A 20,617-nucleotide genomic window follows, 5' to 3' on the forward strand; every position below is an offset into this window, starting at 1 on the left:
AGATATTAAGACACATCTTCAAATCAACAATAACCTTAACGGGTTATTGTATCAAAATTTACAAAATCTTGCAACAGGCTTTTATTTTTTGTATTTTTTTTAATCTTTTTTCTGTCTGTTGAATTTAACATACATTAAAAAAATATCTCTAAAAAAATATAGACTTTTTTTTAGAATATAATATAATATAACGTTGGATATGATAGAAAAAAATAAATATAAAGAGTTGTCAAGGGAGCAAATCCTCATCAAGATACTTGAAACGGAATCTTTGATACACAGTGTTCAAGACGTTGATGTTCTTTTAGAGCAAATACTTACCGAAGCTAGGAGTGTTGTAAATGCCGATGCCGGTTCAATATATATAGTTGAAGGAGATAGACTTGCCATAAGATATGCTCAGAATAGCACACTGCAAAAAAAACTTCCGGCGGGTAAAAAACTTCCCTACACTTTTTTTGATTTTCCTATAGACAATCATACAATAGCAGGATATGCTGCAAATACAAAAAAACTTATAAATATCCCCGATGTTTACAATATTGACCCTGAAAAGCCTTTTAAGTTCGGAAAAGCTACGGATGAAAAAACAGGCTATAAGACGATTTCGAATTTAACTATCCCAATTCTTTCAATGTCGGGAATGATCTTGGGTGTACTTCAAGTTTTAAATGCTCTTGATAATAACGGTAAACCGGAAGCCTTTTCTCATGATGATGAAATTTATCTCAGTCATTTTGCTTCAAATGCGGGGATAGCTCTTGAACATGCTTTTGTAACGCGGGCAATGGTTATGCGTATGATCAAAACGGCTGAATTACGCGATCCTAGAGAAACAGGAATGCATGTAAATAGAGTTGCAAACTATTCGGTTGAAATTTATGACAGATGGGCATTTAATAACGGCATCCCTATGTCTGAGCAAACAAAATACCGTGACTCGCTAAAAATTGCATCAATGCTTCATGATATTGGAAAAGTTGCAATTTCGGATATGATTTTAAAAAAAGCCGGAAAATTAACCGATGAAGAATTTGCTATTATGAAAACCCATACATGGCTGGGCGCTCGTTTATTCATTGGGAACGATTCGCCTCTCGATAAACTTTCAATGGAAATAGCTTTGCGTCATCACGAAAACTGGGATGGGACAGGTTATCCCGGCCACATTGATATAGAAACGGGGAAAGCCCTAAAAACGGATAAAAAAACAGGCTATACTAAAGGACTTAAGGGAGAAGAAATTCCTCTTGGAGCAAGAATTGTTGCAATGGCGGATGTCTACGATGCGCTTTCCTCAAAGCGTTCCTACAAAGACTCATGGACCGAAGAAGACATTCTGGAAGAATTAAAAAAAATGAGCGGAAAGAAATTCGATCCGGAAATAGCAAAAGCCTTTTTTGAAGTGCTTGACAGAATCCAAGCAATTAAAGCCCATCTTGCAGATGAGTAGTTTTTTTAAGTCTTAAAATAAAATATATAGATAATCAATAAACCCAAAGAGCCTATGACAAGACTGTAAACCCACCAAGGAAGAGGATCATCATATCTATTGGATTTATATTTTGCGCGGTATTCTTTTAGTTTATTCCTATGATATTTTTTTGTGTTCTTATTAGAGTCGGAGCTTACAGCAAAACCGCAAGAGGGGCATCCGTTTATAAATTCATCCGTATGCCCCATATAATTACAAGAAGGGCATCTTACCGAAGCAAAAAAACGCCCGCAATGGGGACATACCTTTGTGTTCCGTTTTACCTCTTGCCCGCAGTTTTCACAAAAAAACTTAGGCGAATGCCCTTTTTGTACCTTGCCCATAAAATCCTAGTGCTTACATGTTGAGCATGAAGATGAAGAACAACCTGAACAGCCGCCTGAAGCAGCTTTTGGAGCAGAAGAATCATTTATATAAAAACCGGAGCCCCTAAAATTAATTCCTAAGCCCCCGGAAATAACTCGTCTTACAGGTTTACCGCACTCAGGGCATACAGATATAGGCTCGTCACTCATTCTTTGAAAAACCTCAAAATCATGGCCGCAAGAATCGCAGACATACTCATAAGTTGGCATCTTTTTCCTCCAATAATCAATAATTATATAAAGACTTTATTATTTCAATAATCTTGGATTCGGTAACGGGTCTATTTTCTATAATCAGCTTATTCTCTTCAAGTCTTACATCAGCCTTAAGCTGATTTTTAAAAAATAATTTTAATAAAGAAGCCGTCATCATATTTTTTGTTTCGATACTTAAATCGTACAGATATTCATTTTCAACTTCCGAATTCTTTTTTAAGTACATTTCTATTATGCCGACAGGGAGTCCAAGCTGAACCCCTATTATCTGTCCTAAAAAAAAGTCTCCGTTTTTTACAAATATTCCTATATCTTGCGAGCCGGAATTGACAAGGGCATCAAAGCGTTGAGAGAAGACAGCTTCCTCAGGTTTAGCCAATTTTTCTAAGAAGGTTTCCATATTAAGCCTATTATCGGGGCCCATAACCAGACAGGCTATTTGAGGTGAAGGAATAGAAACATCAACATAAGAAGATTTATAATATTTATATCTTTCCTTTGTCTTTTTAGGCTCCCAACCGTTTTTTTTCTTAAAAATACTGTCAGTCATTCCGTAAGGATATTTTCCTACGGCACAAATCCTAATTTCGGTAAGCCTTTCTTTTACAAATACACTGGAATATACGGCTGTAGTCCGGCTCAAGGCCTGTTTCATGGAGTCTCCTCCGACAGAAGTCAAAATAGGTTCCGCTATTTTTTTATTCTTCTCGATAGGCATATAAATATACATATCTGCACCATCGCCTATCATCCCGAAAGGTCTTACAACCCCCGGAAGAGGCGGAGCGGTTTTACATGAAGCAAGAACCAAAATAAAAGTGAGTGCAGTAAGGGTATTTCTAATTATTTTTTTCAATTCCAATCTCCCATTCATAATCACCGGCTTCAACAAGGCTTGTTTTAATGGAACCTAACTTTGCCAATTCTCCTGTTTTAAGCCAAGAAGATTGCACGCTCAAAGTTTCATCGCAAACATAGTCCTTAAAAAGCTCAAAGGCTTTTTCCAACTCTTTATTATCGGCATTTTTGGGAGAGGATGAAATATACAGTTTAATCCTATCTATGACATCAAGCCCGCATTCCTTACGCAGGGTCTGAATACCTCTTACCAAGTCCCTTATATAACCTTCCATCAAAAGTTCTTCCGTAAGCTCGGTATTAAGGCCTACGGTTAGGGTTCCTTCATTTACTATTTTTAAGGAAGCCTTTTCGAGCCTGTTTATTACAATCTTATCGGCAGTTATTTCGACGGTTTTTCCGTCAATATCGATACTTAAAGTTGCACCCTCCATTATGTTTTGAATTTCATTTGAATTCATCTGCTCAATGACGGCGGCGGCCTTTTTCATAAGGGGTCCTAATTCTTTTCCAAGCACCTTAAAATTAGCTTTAGCAGAGTATTCTACAAGTTCATCCTCTTTTTCATGGAAGATAACCTCTTTAACATTGAGTTCCTCGATTATACTTTCTTCCATTTCCAGAAGAACTCTTTTTTCTTCAGAATTGAGGGTTACTATTTCGACGGCCTTTAAGGGCTGCCTTATTTTTAAGTTAAACTGATAACGCAGAGACCTTCCCATTGAAATGGCCTTTTGAACAGTCTTCATCTTAAATTCCAGCTCACTGTTTCTTATCTTTTCGTTGTACTCGGGATAGTCTGCAAGATGGATAGAAAGAGCATCACTTTCGGTACGTAAATTCTGCCAAATGCTTTCGGTAATAAACGGCACTACCGGAGCCGCAACAAGGGAAAATTTCTTTAAGGCACGGTAGAGGGTTTCGTAGGCCTGAGCCTTGTCTCCGTCATTTTCGCTTTTCCAAAAGCGGCGGCGGGAACGGCGGATATACCAGTTATTTAAAAGGTCAATATATTCTACCATCGGCGGAATAGCTTGAGCAAGGTCATACTTGTCTAGGGCATCAGTTACATCGGCAACAAGTTTTTCGGTTACCGATAATATCCACAAGTCTAAGGGATTATTTAATTTAGCTAAGAATTCTTCTACCCCCTCATCCTTTCCGTCAACCTTTGCATTATGAGGAGGTTTTACTCCGTCGATATTGGCATAGGTTATATAGAAACTGTAACTGTTCCAAAAAGGAATTAAAATTCCCTTAAGAACATCCCGCACTCCTTCATCCGAATATTTTAAGTCATCAGCCTTTACAACATTTGAATTCATTAAAAAAAGACGAAGAGCATCGGCCCCGAATTGTTTTATAACTTCGTTGGGGTCGGTGTAGTTGCGTAAGGATTTTGACATCTTCTTTCCGTCTTCTGCAAGCACAAGTCCGTTTACGATACAGTTTTTAAAAGCCGGCTTATCAAAAAGAGCTGCCGATAAAATCGTTAAAGTATAAAACCATCCTCTGGTCTGATCCAAACCTTCTGAAATAAAATCTGCGGGAAAGTTTTTTTCAAAAAGCTCTTTGTTTTCAAAGGGATAGTGCTGTTGGGCATATGGCATTGAACCCGACTCAAACCAGCAGTCCAGAACCTCAGGCACACGCTTCATTGTTCCGCCGCATTTTTTACAAGGAATACTTATCTTATCGACAAAGTGCTTGTGCATATCTTCGGGAAACACTCCCGAGAGCTCCTTTAATTCCGCTCTGCTTCCTACGCAAATTGTTTCACCGCAATCGGGACATTTCCAAATAGGAATAGGATTTCCCCAATAACGGTTTCGGCTGATAGCCCAGTCACGGGCGCCTTCAAGCCATTTTCCGAATCGGCCTGTTTTTATATGGTCGGGTTGCCAATTTATTTTGGAGTTAGCATTAAGTAGCTTATCCTTTATCTTTGTAACCGAAACAAACCAGCTTGCAACAGCCCTGTATATCAAGGGGCTTGAACACCTCCAGCAATGAGGATAGGAGTGCAAAATCTGGGCACGCTTAAAAAGTTTACCTTCATTTTTCAGCCTTTCCATAATTTGCTTGTCTGCATCCTTTACAAAAAGGCCTTGGTAATCAGGTACTTCTTGGGTAAATTTACATTCCGCATCTACGGGACAAACTGTCGGTACTCCGGTATCCGCAAAGATGCGGTTATCGTCTTCACCGAATCCGGGAGCCGTGTGAACAATTCCCGTTCCGTCCTCGGTTGTAACAAAGTCCCCTATCAAAATTCTAAAGGCACCCTGCCCTGCTTCAGCGTTTTTTCCGTCTTCATCAGCAGCAAGGTTTTTAAAATAAGGAAATAGGGGCTCATACCGTAAGCCTTCAAGTTCTGCACCCTTCTTTGTCCAAATCAGCTTATACTCTTTTGCTTCTTCTTTTCCCGTTTTTGCAAAATAAGCGTCAAGCCTGGGAACGGCCATAATATAGCGGGCTCCGTCATATTCTATCAAAGCATAATCAATATCTGCACCAACAGCAAGTCCAAGGTTACTCGGCAGTGTCCAAGGCGTTGTAGTCCATGCCAAAAGATAGGTATCGGAAGGAAGGGCATTTTTTTCCTCAAAGGCTTTAGCTGCCGGAGAGTTTTTTACAGGCGGAAGAGCCTTAAAACGAATCGTTATTGCAGGGTCATGAACATCCTTGTAGCCGCCTAAGTTAAGCTCATGGTTTGAAAGCACTGTGGAGCATCTCGGGCAATAAGGAAGAATATAGTAGCCCTCATACAAAAGGCCTTTTTCCCAAAGACTTTTCATAATCCACCAAATGGATTCCATAAAGTTAGGTTCCATGGTCTTATAATCGTTTTCAAAATCAACCCAGCGGCCTAAGCGGGTAATCGTCTCTTTCCACTCTTTTACATAACGCAAAACGCTGGCACGGCAGGCCTCGTTAAATTTATCTATACCGTATTTTTCTATGTCGGTCTTTGAGTTGAGCCCCAATTCTTTTTCGATTAAATTTTCAACCGGAAGACCATGACAGTCCCACCCGAAGCGGCGTTCAACCCTAAACCCCTTCATTGTTTTATATCTGGGAATAATATCCTTAATTGTTCCGGGCACAAAATGTCCGAAGTGAGGCAGCCCTGTAGCAAAGGGCGGGCCGTCAAAAAAAATATAATTATCGCGTCCATCACGGAATGAAACGGATTTTTTAAACACATCGTTTTTTTCCCAAAATTTTAAAACATCTTCTTCTTGTTTTGCAAAATCAACCTTAGGATCTACAGGTTTATACATTAGAAAACTCCAAAATACAAAAATTACAGTCGATGATTATACTATTTTTTTTTAAATTATACAACTGCTTGCATTTTCGCATTTTTCGCATTTTCGTATCACATTTTCGTTTATTTATCATAGTATTTTCAGCACAGCCCTGAGTTTTAAAAAAAATTAAAGTATTCAAGTCAGATTTATTTTCTCCGAAACTTTAATTATGAAAAGAAGGATTTTTTATATTTTTATTTTTTGTTTATCTTTTTTGTTTTTTTCATGTTTGAGCTTTTTTGTAAGACCGCCCCATTTTATAGAAAGTGCAGGCAGGTGTTCGGCAGAAGAATTAACCGCTTTTTTTATAAGTCAAAATCCTAAAAGAGATAGGGCAAAGGTAAAACGATTAGCACGGTTTTATATAGAAGAATGTGAGGCCGAAGGAATAAATTCTGATATTGCTTTTTCTCAAATGTGCTTAGAAACAGGTTTTTTGAATTTTGGAGGTCTGGTAAGTGAAGATATGAATAATTTTTGCGGACTAGGTTCAATCGGGGCAGGGAAAAAAGGAGAAAGTTTTCCAACTGAGAAGATAGGAGTTCTTGCTCATGTTCAACATCTAAAAGCCTATGCTACATCTAAACCCCTTTTAAGGCCTCCAACCGATCCCCGCTACAAATACGTTAATCCTAAGGGAAAAGCTCCCACGATCTATGAGCTTGCCGGAACTTGGGCTGCAGATCCGAATTACGGCAAAAAACTTGAAAGCATCTTAATAAGATTGTATAAATCGGTTTATTAGCCGGACAGGAAAGTTACTGCGAACCCTCCTATAATTGAAAGACCGCCCCCGATTCCGTTTGCCGTTTTAAAGAAAACTCGCCGTACTTTTTCCCGTACATGCCTGCCCGCTTTCATTCTCTCAAAACTGTATGTTCAATATATCTTTAAGTGTGAGCAATTCTTCAGAATTGCTCACACTTAAAGCCTTATATATGCGATGTTTTGCGCTTGTCGCAAAGCTCGTTGTTGAAGCGAGCGGCGCCACCTGTGCCGGGAACTTGGGCACCGGCACAAGGTTGGGAAACTATCTCTTTTATTTTATCCGCGATATACGCTTTGCCTTGCGAAAAACAAAAATACAGCAGCAGTGTAGAGTGGTAAGCCTGAGCCGTCGGATATAATACCTTCGGATCAGTGTTTTCTTTAATGTAAAGTACTTTTCATACGCCGTAGATGCTTTCACCGCTGCCCGAACCGCTTCCGCCCGCACTGTTAGGGCAGACGTTAAACAGTAGTGTGACGAGCAGTGCAAAAGCCGCTCCCAAAAAGGCAAAGGCCTTATGTCTTGAATAACTTGGTTTCATCTGAAAACATCCTTAAAAAGTTTCTCTCAATTGTTAATTTGTAATGGGAATTACATTAACCATTGATTACTGCACTTTTTAAAGCTGTTCGATTTCTTCAACGGAAAGCCCTATTTCTTCGGCTATTACGGATGTACAGTCTTTGACGGTCGACAAACACTGAGTCTTTGTATTTTTTGTTTGAAGTACTCATATTTCGATAAGGCCGCCCTTTCGGAAGACGAGAATTTGATCCGCTTGTTGAATAGTCTTTAGATGTGCGATAACCAGTACCGTTCTGTTTTTTGAAAGCTCCGTAATTGCTTCTTGTATAAGTGCTTCGTTTACGGGATCGACATTGCTAGTCATCTTATCCAAAATCAAATCGCCGACACATAATACATGTAGTGAGTTTCCATAGCCGCAAAAGGTTTATAAAATTCTTTTGAAACAACCGCAACAATCATAAAGTTGAACACATCAATGTTTCCACTTAATGCCTCAAGGCCTGAATACAGCAAAAGCACAAAATACCCCGCATCGATTAAAAACGAAAAAACCGAAAGCCCTGTCATGCGCCGTCTTTACGGCAAGGTAGTTAAACAAAGCCTTTAAAATAAAAGAAGCCGGAATACCCGAAATGATCATTTTAAAATTCAGAGGCGTAATTTCTTTTGAAAATAATGCGCTTATTAAGACCACCAATAAAACCTGCGGTATTAAGTCAAACACTATCTTAAGTGCAAGCAGCAAATTGGACAAAAAGTTTTTACCCGTCGCCGTTTTCTTTAATTCTTTTTCAGTCATACCTACCTCTAACCTATTTCTAAAATTGAATAATATTGAATTTTAATTCAATATTAAATTAAATATTATCTATAACTAACTTTTAAGGTTAGTTGTTACCGTTTTTTATCCTCATAAAATGAGGGCAGCTAACTTACAGCGATTCAACTCCGTTAAAATAGCACTTATTAAGAGCAAAGAGCATGTGTTCGGCCCATTTTTCATTTTTATAGTGCCGTGCAATTTCCATAAGCCCTTCAACATAATTATTGGCTAAGATATGGGCAAGCATTGGATCGTGGTTTGTTTTTGAATATCGTTTTAACCCATCTTTTATATGCCGTTCCAACCGCTTAACCCAAATGTCTTTTGCATCTTCATGTTTTGTTCCCGAACTTTTGTCTATCAAAATGATGAGTTTTATTTTGTCTTTTAACAGCTCGGGAAGCTGAGATGCCCCTCCTTGATTAAATCTTTCATAGGGACTTCCGGCTTCCATCTTTTCCTCATCTTCCATTATTTTAATTACCCGATTAAGAATACCGCCGACCGTTTCGTCAAATAAGGCCGCCTTATCCTTAAAGTATGTGTAAATAAGCGCAACGGGAACATCAGCCTCTTCCGCAACATCGGTAAGTTTGGCAGACCTATAGTCTTTTTCATAAAAGACCTTTACCGCCGCAGAGAGGATTTTATTTTTTACTTCTTCTTTTAATACCTGAGCCATAGTCTTCTTTATTCCATCTTAAAATTGAATTATGATTTAATAATAAACAGCTATTCAATATTTGTCAAGAGAGGTAAACAAATTTTATTTATTTTACGGATATGCCTTTTAAAAAGTATTAACATAAAATATAAAAAACTTTTGTAAGCGGCTATTGTTTGGACTGTTTTAATCATGCTGATGTCTGCACTCTATCCTTCGGTTCCATGGAGGCTTTAGGTCTGAAAAATTATACCCTATGCAAAAGTATTACTATATCATCAAATGATAGAGGATGTATTGTATAATCCATATAGTCAGTGATGAGATTAAAAAAATGCATTATTCGTAAAACAGGGGGCTACGATGAGAATAAGATATTATATTGAGAATCTTGAAAGTGATGAATGTTATGCAATAATAGGGTATTTTTATAATATATGTAAAAATCTTGACAGTTTTAGGGGATGTTCAAAGTTTTTTTGTTTATTCAATGCCTTGGTAGAAAGGTTTGAACTTGAAAATAGAACTTTAGAAGTGATACGAGCTGTAATTCAAAAAAGTATACAAGAAAAACAGCTGACTTTATTTAATCCGAGGGAAAATTACCTGCACCCATTTGATTGTAGAAACGAACTTGAACAAAATTTTGAAGAAGATTTGATGATAGGTAAAAAGTTTGGAAAATTTGATACCGATACGGTTTTACATATTAATTTATGCCGATGTATTTTTGCGAAAAAGGAAAACTTTGCAAAAATTATTGCCTTAACATTTTTTTATAAAGAAACCGCGCCAGTCGATTTATGTATACTTGAAAAAACAATTAATAATATAAAAATGCCTTCTCATATTTCACAAGCAATTAACAATGTAAAACCGATAAATGTTTTAATTGAGGCACTCAAACTTTCTGAGGAAGAAGCAAAACTGCTTTTATTGGCGTATAGGACAGGTGCTGTTTATGAATTATGTGAAATGGTCGCTTGCAGACTCTCGAGTGATTATACGGATATATATGCAAAATTTCTTGATACTTCCTGTTTAAAAATAAAAGCTCTCCTTCGTTCCGATAAAAAGCTTGTTTCTTTCGGATTAATGAATGATAACGCAGAAGTACCGGACGATTGTAACGAATGTATTTTCTCCGGAACGCTTGCTCCGTTTTTCTCTAATATTTTAAAGGAAGAAAACACGGAAAAAGCTTTTGATATAGATACTTACTCTATAAAAAAAGAATATTCTAATTTGGCCTTACAATTTTTAAAAAGTGATTGTGCTTCAAACATTCTTTTATACGGAAATCCCGGATCAGGGAAAACGGAATTTGCAAAAACTCTTGCTGCACAGAGCAGATTAAAATTATTTATATTTAAAAATGAAATGGAAAATAATAATGATAATGAAAAAGAAAATACTTTATACCGTTTAAATTGTTTACTTTCAATTCAAAAAAGTGATTCTATTATTGTTGTCGATGAAGCCGAGAATATTCTACAGAGTAAATCATCTTTTTTTGGAATGCAGTTTACGAGTCCTAAAAAAGGTATTGTAAATAAGATGCTTGAAAACAGTGTTAATAAGGTTATTTGGATTTTAAATTATACTGCCGGGCTTGATGATTCAACCTTGAGGCGTTTTACATATTCAATTAAATTCGGCGAAATGCCTAAAACTATGCTGCAATCTATTGCATATTCAAAGTTAAAAAATATTAATGTCAAAGGAAAATTATTGAATGAGCTTGTCGGTCTATGCGGTTCATATAGAGTAACGGGAGCATCAATTACAAATATGCTAAAAACAGTAAACAGCGGTGTAAATGAAAATGAAGAAAAAATAATTCTTGATGTAAAAAATATGCTTGAAGCAAATTCGGAGCTGTTATACGGTGTATCCAATGTTCGAAAAAAACTTCAAGACAGTTATGAGCTTGAAGCTTTAAACACATCTATTGCTCCGAACGAGATTGTTGAAATGGTAAAAAATGCCGTTGAGTATTCCAGAAATACGGAAATTAAAACAGGTATCCGTATGCTTTTTTACGGTTTAAGCGGAACGGGTAAAATGGAATTTGCCCGCTACATTGCGGAGATCTTGGATAAAAAACTTATCTTAAAAAAAGCTTCCGATGTTTTAGTAAAATATGTCGGCGAAAGCGAACGGCACATTAAAGAAGCGTTTGAAGAAGCTTCAACTGAGGATGCAATCCTTTTATTTGATGAAGCCGATTCTTTTTTTGCGAACCGTCTTGGCGCAAATCACAGCTGGGAGCGTACAATGGTAAATGAGTTTTTAATGCAAATGGATGATTTTAACGGTTTATTGATTTGTACGACAAATATCAAAGAACTTATGGATCCTGCAATGCAAAGGCGTTTTCATGTTATGACTGAATTTAAGGCTCTCAATGAAAACGGAATAAAAACACTTCTTACAAAATATTTTGCTTCCTTTAATTTTTCGCAAGAAGATATTACAGCATTACAGAATTATAATTCGGTTACTCTGGGAGATTTTAATTCTCTCTACGGAAGAATCCGATTTATGTCCAAAGAAAATATCAGCAGCGAATACATTATCACGGAATTATTAAATATGCAAAAAGAAAAAAATTGCAGTAGAAAAATCGGGTTTGGGGAGTAAGGGGAAAGATTTATGGAGTTTTTGCTGGAAAAATATTTAAAAGTTTTATTTAAACAGCATGCTTGAATTTTATTATAAATTCTTTATAATATTAGAAAAGGATATATTATTATGAATAATGAAATAGCTATTATTTAATACTATATTAGACCTTTACGAGTTAAATTAAAAGTAAAGCTCGTTTATATGAAATAAGATTTTGTAATCTTATATAACCAAGTGCAAATTGAATTATTATACTATGAATTATTGTCAGATATTGATCTTATGTAAGAAACTTTCACAAATATTGAACATAGAAAGAAGTAGATTGCCATATGATATAAATATTATTTCTGAACTACATGCTGATGAAACTGCTCATTCTAGAATTTTACGTATGTTTTTTGAATATAAAAAAGATAATAATTATCCAATATTTAAATCATTTATTGCTTTTATTAATTCAACATTCAAAACTAAAATATTAGAAAAAATAGAATCTCCAATTTTCACAAATGAGTATGATAGAATTGATCTTTTAATAGAAGAGTTTCCTAAATATGCAATAATTATCGAAAATAAAATTTATGAAGCGCGAGATCAAGAGAAACAAATAGAAAGATATATCGACAAATGTATCAAACATCATGGGATATCGAAAGATAATATTTATTTATTTTATTTAACACGCGATGGAAGAAAAGAGGCTTCTGATCTGAGTTTTACAAATATTGCAAAGAAAAACCTTAATTATGAAGATGAAATTAATTCTGGTAGATTTTATAATATTAACTATATGAACCATATATTACCTTGGTTAGTTAATAAGGTTTATCCTAATTGTCCAGTATATGAAAAGAAATTAATATCATCTCTAGAACAATATATTAATTTTTTAAAAAAATATTAAATATTAGTGGTGAAGACTTAACTATCAGGAGAAAAGCTAGGACAATAATTATGAAAGAATTAAAAAAATTAAATATTAACGACTTAAGTAGTATTGGCAAAATCTATCACGATTTACAAATTCTACAAGATAATATTCGACCTATTATTAAAAACAAAATTGAAAAAATTGCAAAAGAAAAAATAATTATTCCACTTGAAAAAAAATTAGAAGGCGGTAAAATACACAAATATGAATTTGATATAGAAAATATACATATACAAATAAGTTTACCAAATTGGCATAGATGTTGTTTTAGAATTAATACAGAAACACCAATGATCTATGGTGTTAGCTACTATGATGATGCTATAGATAGCATAGATAAAAAAACAAAGCATTATGTATTTAATACAATGTCAAAATTAGCATTTAAGCAAAGTGATTGGTGGCCATGTTATAAGAGTGTGCAAAAAAAATATCAAGATATAAATTTCACTTTTTGGGAAAATATAGAAAATGGCTCGTGTGATATATCAGGATACTTTATAGATTGTTACACCGAGGTAATAGAAAAACTAAAAAATATAAAAATGTAGCAGTAAATTCTGATTTTCTATATTTTTATATACTTTAAAAAATTGAAATAGTTCTGAAATTAATAAAAATACTGTATTTTAAATTAGTATATAATACAAATTTATTGCATAATATAAAAATTATTTCTATCTACTCCAAACCTATTTTTTCTGTTATAATTGTAAATATGAAAGAAACAAAACCCAATCATCAAATGCTTGAAAGGCTTATTTATATTCACAAAAGAATTAAGGCCGGAAAATATCCAAACTGTACTTTTTTGAGTAAAAAACTTGAATGTAGTATTCCGACAATAAACAGGGATATAGAATTTTTGCGTGATAGGTTTTTAGCTCCTATAGAATATGACTCGGCAAAAAAAGGATATTATTATACTCAAGAATATAATATGCCTCTTAACAGTATTTCGGCAAAAAACTTAATAGCTCTTTCGTCTGCAAAAATTCTTTTATCTAATTATAAGGGAACTCCTATTTATGATGATCTATGCAATGTTATTAATTTAATGACCTTTTCCGAGATAAGGGGAAATACGGATTTTATTGACAGGATTGCCGTGCCTCCAGCTTCGCCCATAATAATTGATGAAACAATTTGGAATACTATTTATTCTGCTATGAAAAATAATTCGATTATAGAATTTGATTATAACGGGAGACATAATACCGAAACAACTCATCGCCGTGTACGCCCGTATCAGATTTTATTGGATGATGGATTATGTTTTTTATTCGGATTTTGCGAACTGCGAAATGCGGAACGCCTGTTTTGTCTTTCACGAATTAAAAATCTTATCATCACTGATGACAATTTTACGCTGCCTCAAGATTATGAATTTTCATCCCGATGCGGAGGAGGTAAATTTGGAATTTTTATTTCAACTGCTATTCGAAAATATAAGATTCGTTTTTACGGTCCGGCTCGTCAATATGTAAAAGACAAAATCTGGGCTGATGATCAAAAAATAACCGACTATGACGAAGAAGGCTGCACCGAAATTATTTTTTCTTCTGCAAGATGATGTCATTATGGAATGGGTTTTGGCTCAAGGAGCAAATGTACTACCGATTGAGCCTAAAGTTTTTGCAGCCGACTGGAAAAATCAAATAAAACAGATGGCTGAACGAGCTGATATATTATAAATATCGAATTTTAAGTAAAAAAAACACTTGATTATTTTACTTATAACTGATATGATTATTTTAAGTAAAATTCTCTTTACTTAAAAGGTTAAAAATAATGAAATTAAAAACAAACAGAGCAGGAAAATTAAAAAAACACAAACCGATTACGAATGTTTTATTCCGCATAATTTAAAGGATATAAAACTCAATATAGATGATGAAATGAATTTTTTGGTAAATAAGGCTCATCTGCTTCTAGGAAGATTGGACGGTATGGCTATTACCATACCTGATATAGACCTTTTTGTATCTATGTATGTACAAAAAGAAGCAGTTATCAGCTCGCAAATTGAAGGAACACAAGCATCGCTGATTGATGTTTTGCAAAAAGATAGAAATAACGAGAAAATAAAAGAAACAGAAGAAATAGTCAATTATATAAAAGCCGCAAATTATGCATTCCAAAGATTGACGGAATTACCTTTATGTATGAGGTTAATCAAAGAAACACATGCTGTTCTTTTAGCGAATGTGCGTGATGATGAAAAAGCGCCGGGAGAGTTTAGAAAATCACAAAATTGGATTGGACCTGCCGGATGTATGTTAAATAATGCAAGTTTTGTTCCTCCTGCTCCTGACGAGATGAATGATGCACTGAATGATTTAGAAAAATACATGTATGAGGATGGTTTAATTTCTGCCCTAATAAAAATTGCATTAATCCATTATCAATTTGAAACCATCCATCCGTTTTTAGATGGCAATGGTAGAATGGGACGATTGCTCATCATATTATTTTTAAAAAAAGAAAAACTGATAGAATATCCTGTTTTATATTTGAGTTATTTTTTTAAGCAAAATAGAAATATATATTATGAACTCCTAAATAATGTCCGTACAAAAGGAGAATTTGAAACATGGATTAAATTTTTTATGCAAGGAATATGCGAAGTATCTGAAAATGCAATTGTCTCAATTCAAAAAATTATAAAATTAAAAAAAGACGATACGGAAAAAATTCGTACCATACAAAAAGGAAATGTTTCAAATCTTCTGTCAGTGTATGAGTATGCACTAAAACATCCGTTTTTAAAAACAGAAGATGTTAGACACTTATTGAGTTTAAGTAAACCGACTGTAAATAAACTATTGGAAACTTTAACGGAACTTAAAATTTTAGAACTGGTTGAAGATAAGCAGAGGTATAAACAGTATGTATATAGACAATATGTTGATATTCTCTCTGAAGGAACAATAGATTATTTTTGAAAAATACCGATTAGTCTATAAGACTAATTTTTGAATTTATTATGCAAAAAGACTTAGCACGACTGATTGTTATACACTCTTTTCTTTTAACGAAAAAAAATCTAAGAAGTATTTATAGGGGAAAATTTTAATTTTTGTTTCCTATCTCCTATACCATCCCCGCTTTTTCAAAATGCTTTTTTAATATCCACATAGAAAGCCACGCTCCCGCGAAACTTGTTATAACCGTCAATGCAATCATAGAACCGTACATCTGCCATGAGCCTACAACGTGCAAATACTGTTGTAAAGCTTCATCCGTTAAATGTAAAATCTCCTTTCTTTGCACAAAGTATTCTCCATGCGAAAGATACATAGGCAGGGTGAACAAGGCTGTCTGCAATGTGGAGCCCAGCACATAGGACAGAATAATTGCTTTTTTATCTTTGTACTTCATCGTTGACGCAAGAGTCTCCGCAATGAACCAGCCGATAATTGAAAGGCCGACGCCTATTCCGTTTGCTGCCATAAATCCCGGTAAAACGATAATTATCCCCATAATAAAAAAGACGCCCGTTTTTCTTACCTTTGATACCGCCAGCATAAATGCTATCGATACAAAAAACAGCGTAATCGGGATATTGGCTATCGTGCCGAAAAGCGTTAATGCAGCGAGTGCTCCCGTAATAAAGAAAATTAATAGTGCAACCGCAGCGAAGATTCCGATAAAAATAAAATCCCGTGCATTCAATTTGTTTGTCTTTGTTTCCATGACATTCTCCTTAAAAAATATTACTAAACTGTAAGTACGATACCGCACCCACAGCAATAGCCGTATATAATCCATATACAAAATCCGTTTTCGTAAATTTGAGCGGATAGATATTTGTTCTGTTTTTATAATTTTCAATTCCTCTCAGCAAAACCGATGTGGAAAGTTCCTCAGCTATGCGAAGACTTCTAAATAAAATCGGAACAATTATAAGTTCTAAAGAACGAATGGGATGAATTAAAAACCGTAAGCCCGAAATAGAAATTCCTCTTATTTTTAAACTGTCTTTTAAACAGCCGTAATCTTCTTTTAAGGACGGGAGATACCTAAATACAACGATTAAGGGAATTGCTATTATGTTTGGAAATTTCATCGTCTGCATAGCCGATATAATAGAGGGCATGGAAGTTTTCTTTTTCAAGAATATAATCATCATAACCGCAATAACGAATTTTTGAATAAAATAACTTAAAGATACAATCATGAGAGCAATTGTCGAATTCGGAATATAATGAATATAAAACATCGACACGGCAATGATACTATACATTCCGCTATATAAAACGGATTCACGATAAGCGCGTACATCCCATAAATAGAAATTACAAATAATAAGTAAAACATGTGAGGGGAGAGGCTTATTGACGGCAAGACCGAACGAGATAAAAATAAATACAATGCCGAGTACCGTTCTCGGGTCCGCTTTTCTTTTTGTATTCACTTCACATTTCCTCCTTTTTACTTAAAAGCTCCCAGAGCATTTTCTTGGTATCATTATTTAAATTGAAATCAGCGTGAACCATTCCGCTTTTTAAATAAATAATTCTGTTGCAGACAGACAGTAAAAATTCATAATCATGCGATATTACAAATATAAGCCTATCTGCATTTGCCGCAGTGAGAATACTTTTAGAAACTAAATCCATAGAATGTTTATCCAAGCCGCTTGTCGGTTCATCCAAAAAAAGTATCTTACAGTTATTGCAAAAAGCCGCTGCAATGGTGAGCCGTTGCTTTTGACCTCTTGAGAGAGCAAGAGGATGCCGTTCCTTTAAATCAAGAATTTCAAAATCCGATAAAACGGTTTCTTTTTCCGTGCCGCTCAAACCGCCGCCTTTTTTTCCTATATCCAATTCATCCTCTACGGTGTTACCGAAAAGTTGAAAGTCTGAGTCCTGCATGACAAAATACAAACGCCCCGCTCTTTTCTTATAGCTACGCTTTTCTCCTTTAATCAAAACGTTTCCGCTTTTTTCTTTTAATAAGCCTGTACACAATTTAGCAAGAGTTGTTTTACCCGCTCCATTTTCACCGATAATGCCGATAACTTCTTTTTCATAAGCTCTTATCGATATGTCTTTAAGCACATCGGTTTTTTCCTGTTTTGAATGTGAATATGAAATATTTTTTATTTCAAACAATGGGGTGGTTTTATCGATAATACTTTTAGAATGAACCGTATCGAGATTTTCCAAATATATGGGTCGAATATTTTTATTGTTTTTTTGCAGCTCAAAAAATTCATCTTTTGAGTATTCGCCCGTAATTCTTCCTTTATCCATAACGAGCATACGGCTGCATAAGGCCGAAAGATAAAATAATCGATGCTCCAAAACGATAATGGTTTTTCCTTCTTCTTTTAAGCTCCGTAATATGTTTTCCAAATCAAAGATGGAATGAATATCCAGATTAGCTGTAGGCTCATCGAACAAAAAAATGTCAGGCGACATCGCATAGCATGACGCGATAGCCAGTTTTTGTTTTTCACCGCTTGAAAGTTTAAAGATACTCTTCTCTTTTAGATGATTTATTCCAAGCAGTTTCAAACTGTTGTCTACCCTTTTCAGTATTTCTTCCCTGTTCAAAAGCATATTGCTGCAGCCGAATGCCGCTTCACTAAAAGGATCGGTCATAAAAAACTGACTTCGCGGGTCTTGGAATACACAGCCTACCATGCAGCCTATTTGTGAAAGCTCCATAGTGCGTATATCTTTTCCGTTTAGATGAGCTTCGCCCGTTAATACTCCGTCATAGAAATGCGAGATAAGGCCGTTGATAACAGAGCCGAGTGTACTCTTCCCGCTTCCGCTTTTTCCGGTAATGACAACAAATTCTCCTTTTTTTATTTCGAGGTTTATATTGTCGAGAATGAGAAGACCTGTCCTTGTTTTATACGAAATATCTTTTAGCGAGAGCACATTCCGCTCCCGTATTGTGCTTTCCAAAGCCGAGCATAGTAAGCGTCCTTTTCCAAAAGTTCATCGTGTTTTCCTTTTTCGATAAGACAGCCTTTTTGAAACACAAGGATTTGATCTGCCTTTTGAATAGTCCTTAAATGATGAGCGATCACTATGACCGTTCTGTTTTTTGCAAGTTCTGTAATGGCATCCTGTATTAAAGACTCGTTTACGGGATCGACATTACTGGTCATCTCGTCGAGGATTAAAATCGGAGCATCTTTTAAAAAGGCGCGTGCAATGGAAATCCGCTGTCTTTGTCCGCCGGATAAGAGACCTCCGTTTTCGCCTATATCCGTTTCATAGCCTTTCGGCAAGCTCATAATAAAATCGTGAATCTTTGCCTTTTTTGCAGCTTCGATGATTTCTTCTTTTGTTGCTTCTTTTTTTCCTACCCGGATATTTTCTTCAATGGTGTTATCAAATAACTGAACATTTTGCATAACAATGCTGATGCGATCTAAAAGTTCATCGTAGGGAATATCCCGAATATCGGTACCGCCGAGCGTAACACTTCCGCCTTGCACATCGTAAAACCGCAACAGCAAATTCGTAACCGTCGTCTTACCGCTTCCCGATTCTCCTACAAGCGCAGTCATCGTTTTTTCCGGAACGGAAAAAGTTACTCCATTCATTTTGAACTCATCTTGTTCATAAGAAAATGCTACATCTTTAAAAACAATATCGTTTTCTGCAGGAGTAACTCCGTCCGTTTTATCGGCTATTACCTCGGCATGAAGAATTTTTCCCAAGCGGTGATAGCTGTCTACGGCAGACACATAATACATATAGTGTGTTTCCATCGCTGCAAAAGGTTTATAAAATTCTTTTGAAATGACTGCAATAATCATAAAGCTGAGCACATCAATGCTTCCACATAACGCGGCAAGACCTGAATAAATGAAAAGAACAAAATACCCTGCATCGATTAAAAACGAAAAAACCGAAAGCTGTCTTGCCTTAAAACGGGAAGCAGCCTTACTTGTTTCTCCGAATTTTTTTGTCTTTTCAAAAAGTTCATTATCCAGACTTTTATTATGCGAAAAACTTTTGAGCACCGGAATACCGCGTACATATTCAACAAATAAACTCACCATATCGGCAAGGGCGGAATTATTGTTATGTTCCGTTTTTTGTGCTCCTTTAATTGTGTAAAAAAGATAGGCAAGCGAAAGCGGAATCGACGCGGCCATAACAAGGGCTGCTTTAAGGTTGATAAAGCAAAGACCTATAAATACCGCAAGAGCAATGAGAAAATCACCGAACATCCGCGGCCACATATGACCGACTACCATGGACATATTGTCCACATCTTTATGAAGAATTGTATTTAATTCTCCCAGCCGTTCATTCGTATAAAAGCCCAAACTAAACAGCTTTAATTTTACAATCATCCGCTCCCGTATTTGCTGCACCACATCAAAGCCGGCTCCGTGCTTTTTTAAGTCGGCAATCATATTGCAAAGCCCCTTAAAAATGACCAAGCCTATCAGCATTGCAAAAGCCCCGTAGAGTCCCTGCACATCAGTCCCGGCAGCAATCTTAAACAAAATCGAAAACACCGTAAGTAACATCCCCACGGAGCTCAATCCGTACAAGGTAAAAAACAGAGAAGAAATACATACATCGATTTTTCCCCTCTTACTCAAAAATGCAAATAATTCTTTATACATACATTCTCCTTTGGGGAGGAAAGACAACCCGACAGAACAGGTTTGCCTTGAAGCTGCGCTGGCAGAACTTTCCTCCCCAAACCCCTCCTATCTTTTCCGTCTGCCAAAGGCTTCGCCAGCCTTTGGAAACCGGCATCATCAGCAAAGTGGTGGAATTATATTTTTACAAGCCGATTATCCTATGCTTGTAGTTTGCATAATGCATACGCCGCTCCTAAGCGATGTTTCGATGAAAAATATACATCCGTGTACATTTTTCATCTTCGAGTATTTTTGCTTACGCAAAAACTCGATAGAGCTTTAATCACCGCTATCCGTGACAGAAGTACGAAACTCGACGTTGAAACACCGAGCACTTATGTAAAATGTTTCAACATTTCTCCAATTCCTAATTATGAGTCTCAATACCGAATAGAT

The 20,617-nt window shown here is 35.7% G+C and carries 19 protein-coding genes and 1 pseudogene; 7 read left to right on the top strand and 13 right to left on the bottom strand.

What is annotated here, in order from left to right; all coding sequences use genetic code 11:
* Positions 1–199: 199 nt before the first annotated feature.
* A complete protein-coding gene (locus JO40_RS03470; RefSeq protein WP_044978010.1) occupies positions 200–1,453 on the top strand; it encodes an HD domain-containing phosphohydrolase in 1,254 nt (417 codons plus the stop codon).
* Between the two features lie 5 nt (positions 1,454–1,458).
* Here the strand turns inward: JO40_RS03470 and JO40_RS03475 are convergent, their stop codons facing one another.
* Genes JO40_RS03475 through ileS form a run of 4 tightly spaced genes read right to left on the bottom strand, consistent with a single transcriptional unit; the run spans position 1,459 to position 6,218 of the window.
* Positions 1,459–1,818 (bottom strand): zinc ribbon domain-containing protein, encoded by a 360-nt coding sequence (locus tag JO40_RS03475; RefSeq protein WP_044978012.1) that lies wholly within the window; start codon positions 1,816–1,818, stop codon positions 1,459–1,461.
* 6 nt (positions 1,819–1,824) lie between these two features.
* Entirely contained in the window at positions 1,825–2,070 is a 246-nt protein-coding gene (locus JO40_RS03480) for an FmdB family zinc ribbon protein (protein ID WP_044978014.1), read from the bottom strand.
* A gap of 16 nt (positions 2,071–2,086) precedes the next feature.
* Complete coding sequence (locus JO40_RS03485; RefSeq protein ID WP_245608986.1) at positions 2,087–2,932, bottom strand: hypothetical protein; 846 nt, start codon at positions 2,930–2,932, stop codon at positions 2,087–2,089.
* A complete protein-coding gene (gene ileS, locus JO40_RS03490) occupies positions 2,916–6,218 on the bottom strand; it encodes an isoleucine--tRNA ligase (RefSeq protein ID WP_044978019.1) in 3,303 nt (1,100 codons plus the stop codon). Before ileS ends, JO40_RS03485 begins: the two co-directional genes overlap by 17 nt.
* A gap of 199 nt (positions 6,219–6,417) precedes the next feature.
* Between ileS and JO40_RS03495 the strand changes: the two genes are divergently transcribed.
* On the top strand, positions 6,418–6,993 hold the full coding sequence (locus JO40_RS03495) for a glucosaminidase domain-containing protein (protein ID WP_044978021.1): 576 nt from the start codon (positions 6,418–6,420) through the stop codon (positions 6,991–6,993).
* 421 nt (positions 6,994–7,414) lie between these two features.
* Here the strand turns inward: JO40_RS03495 and JO40_RS13845 are convergent, their stop codons facing one another.
* From JO40_RS13845 to JO40_RS03510, 5 genes and pseudogenes are all read right to left on the bottom strand, one after another.
* Positions 7,415–7,558, bottom strand: coding sequence for a hypothetical protein (locus tag JO40_RS13845; protein WP_158506566.1), 144 nt, complete (start codon positions 7,556–7,558; stop codon positions 7,415–7,417).
* A 189-nt stretch (positions 7,559–7,747) separates the two neighbouring features.
* On the bottom strand, positions 7,748–7,915 hold the full coding sequence (locus JO40_RS15305; RefSeq protein WP_420832878.1) for a hypothetical protein: 168 nt from the start codon (positions 7,913–7,915) through the stop codon (positions 7,748–7,750).
* A gap of 5 nt (positions 7,916–7,920) precedes the next feature.
* A pseudogene (locus tag JO40_RS15415) lies at positions 7,921–8,103 on the bottom strand (ABC transporter ATP-binding protein); the annotation flags it as partial.
* Positions 8,039–8,344, bottom strand: coding sequence for a hypothetical protein (locus JO40_RS03505; RefSeq protein ID WP_044978023.1), 306 nt, complete (start codon positions 8,342–8,344; stop codon positions 8,039–8,041). The pseudogene JO40_RS15415 and the gene JO40_RS03505, both read right to left, overlap by 65 nt.
* A 133-nt stretch (positions 8,345–8,477) precedes the next feature.
* On the bottom strand, positions 8,478–9,050 hold the full coding sequence (locus tag JO40_RS03510; protein ID WP_044978024.1) for a TetR/AcrR family transcriptional regulator: 573 nt from the start codon (positions 9,048–9,050) through the stop codon (positions 8,478–8,480).
* 345 nt (positions 9,051–9,395) lie between these two features.
* Here JO40_RS03510 and JO40_RS03515 point away from each other — a divergent pair, with 345 nt between their 5' ends.
* The 5 genes from JO40_RS03515 (at position 9,396) to JO40_RS03535 (ending at position 15,539) form a co-directional block, all read left to right on the top strand.
* Positions 9,396–11,675 (top strand): AAA family ATPase, encoded by a 2,280-nt coding sequence (locus JO40_RS03515; RefSeq protein WP_044978026.1) that lies wholly within the window; start codon positions 9,396–9,398, stop codon positions 11,673–11,675.
* 289 nt (positions 11,676–11,964) lie between these two features.
* Positions 11,965–12,567 (top strand): PD-(D/E)XK nuclease family protein, encoded by a 603-nt coding sequence (locus tag JO40_RS03520; protein ID WP_158506567.1) that lies wholly within the window; start codon positions 11,965–11,967, stop codon positions 12,565–12,567.
* Positions 12,568–12,617: 50 nt separating this feature from the next.
* Positions 12,618–13,145 (top strand): hypothetical protein, encoded by a 528-nt coding sequence (locus JO40_RS03525; RefSeq protein WP_044978028.1) that lies wholly within the window; start codon positions 12,618–12,620, stop codon positions 13,143–13,145.
* A gap of 167 nt (positions 13,146–13,312) precedes the next feature.
* On the top strand, positions 13,313–14,167 hold the full coding sequence (locus JO40_RS03530) for a helix-turn-helix transcriptional regulator (protein ID WP_245608987.1): 855 nt from the start codon (positions 13,313–13,315) through the stop codon (positions 14,165–14,167).
* A gap of 325 nt (positions 14,168–14,492) precedes the next feature.
* Positions 14,493–15,539 (top strand): Fic family protein, encoded by a 1,047-nt coding sequence (locus JO40_RS03535; RefSeq protein ID WP_276324848.1) that lies wholly within the window; start codon positions 14,493–14,495, stop codon positions 15,537–15,539.
* Positions 15,540–15,687: 148 nt separating this feature from the next.
* Here JO40_RS03535 and JO40_RS03540 read toward each other — a convergent pair whose 3' ends face one another.
* Genes JO40_RS03540 through JO40_RS03555 form a run of 4 tightly spaced genes read right to left on the bottom strand, consistent with a single transcriptional unit; the run spans position 15,688 to position 20,200 of the window.
* Positions 15,688–16,290: an MptD family putative ECF transporter S component gene (locus JO40_RS03540; RefSeq protein WP_044978031.1), complete on the bottom strand. Its 603-nt coding sequence runs from the start codon at positions 16,288–16,290 to the stop codon at positions 15,688–15,690.
* A 10-nt stretch (positions 16,291–16,300) separates the two neighbouring features.
* On the bottom strand, positions 16,301–17,011 hold the full coding sequence (locus tag JO40_RS03545; protein ID WP_002692196.1) for an energy-coupling factor transporter transmembrane component T family protein: 711 nt from the start codon (positions 17,009–17,011) through the stop codon (positions 16,301–16,303).
* A 1-nt stretch (position 17,012) separates the two neighbouring features.
* Positions 17,013–18,488: an ABC transporter ATP-binding protein gene (locus JO40_RS03550; protein WP_044978034.1), complete on the bottom strand. Its 1,476-nt coding sequence runs from the start codon at positions 18,486–18,488 to the stop codon at positions 17,013–17,015.
* Positions 18,476–20,200: an ABC transporter ATP-binding protein gene (locus JO40_RS03555; protein WP_044978037.1), complete on the bottom strand. Its 1,725-nt coding sequence runs from the start codon at positions 20,198–20,200 to the stop codon at positions 18,476–18,478. The genes JO40_RS03550 and JO40_RS03555 overlap by 13 nt, the downstream gene beginning before the upstream one ends.
* Positions 20,201–20,617: the final 417 nt, after the last annotated feature.

The organism is Treponema putidum (assembly GCF_000755145.1).
GTDB classification, from domain to species: Bacteria; Spirochaetota; Spirochaetia; order Treponematales; family Treponemataceae; genus Treponema_B; species Treponema_B putidum.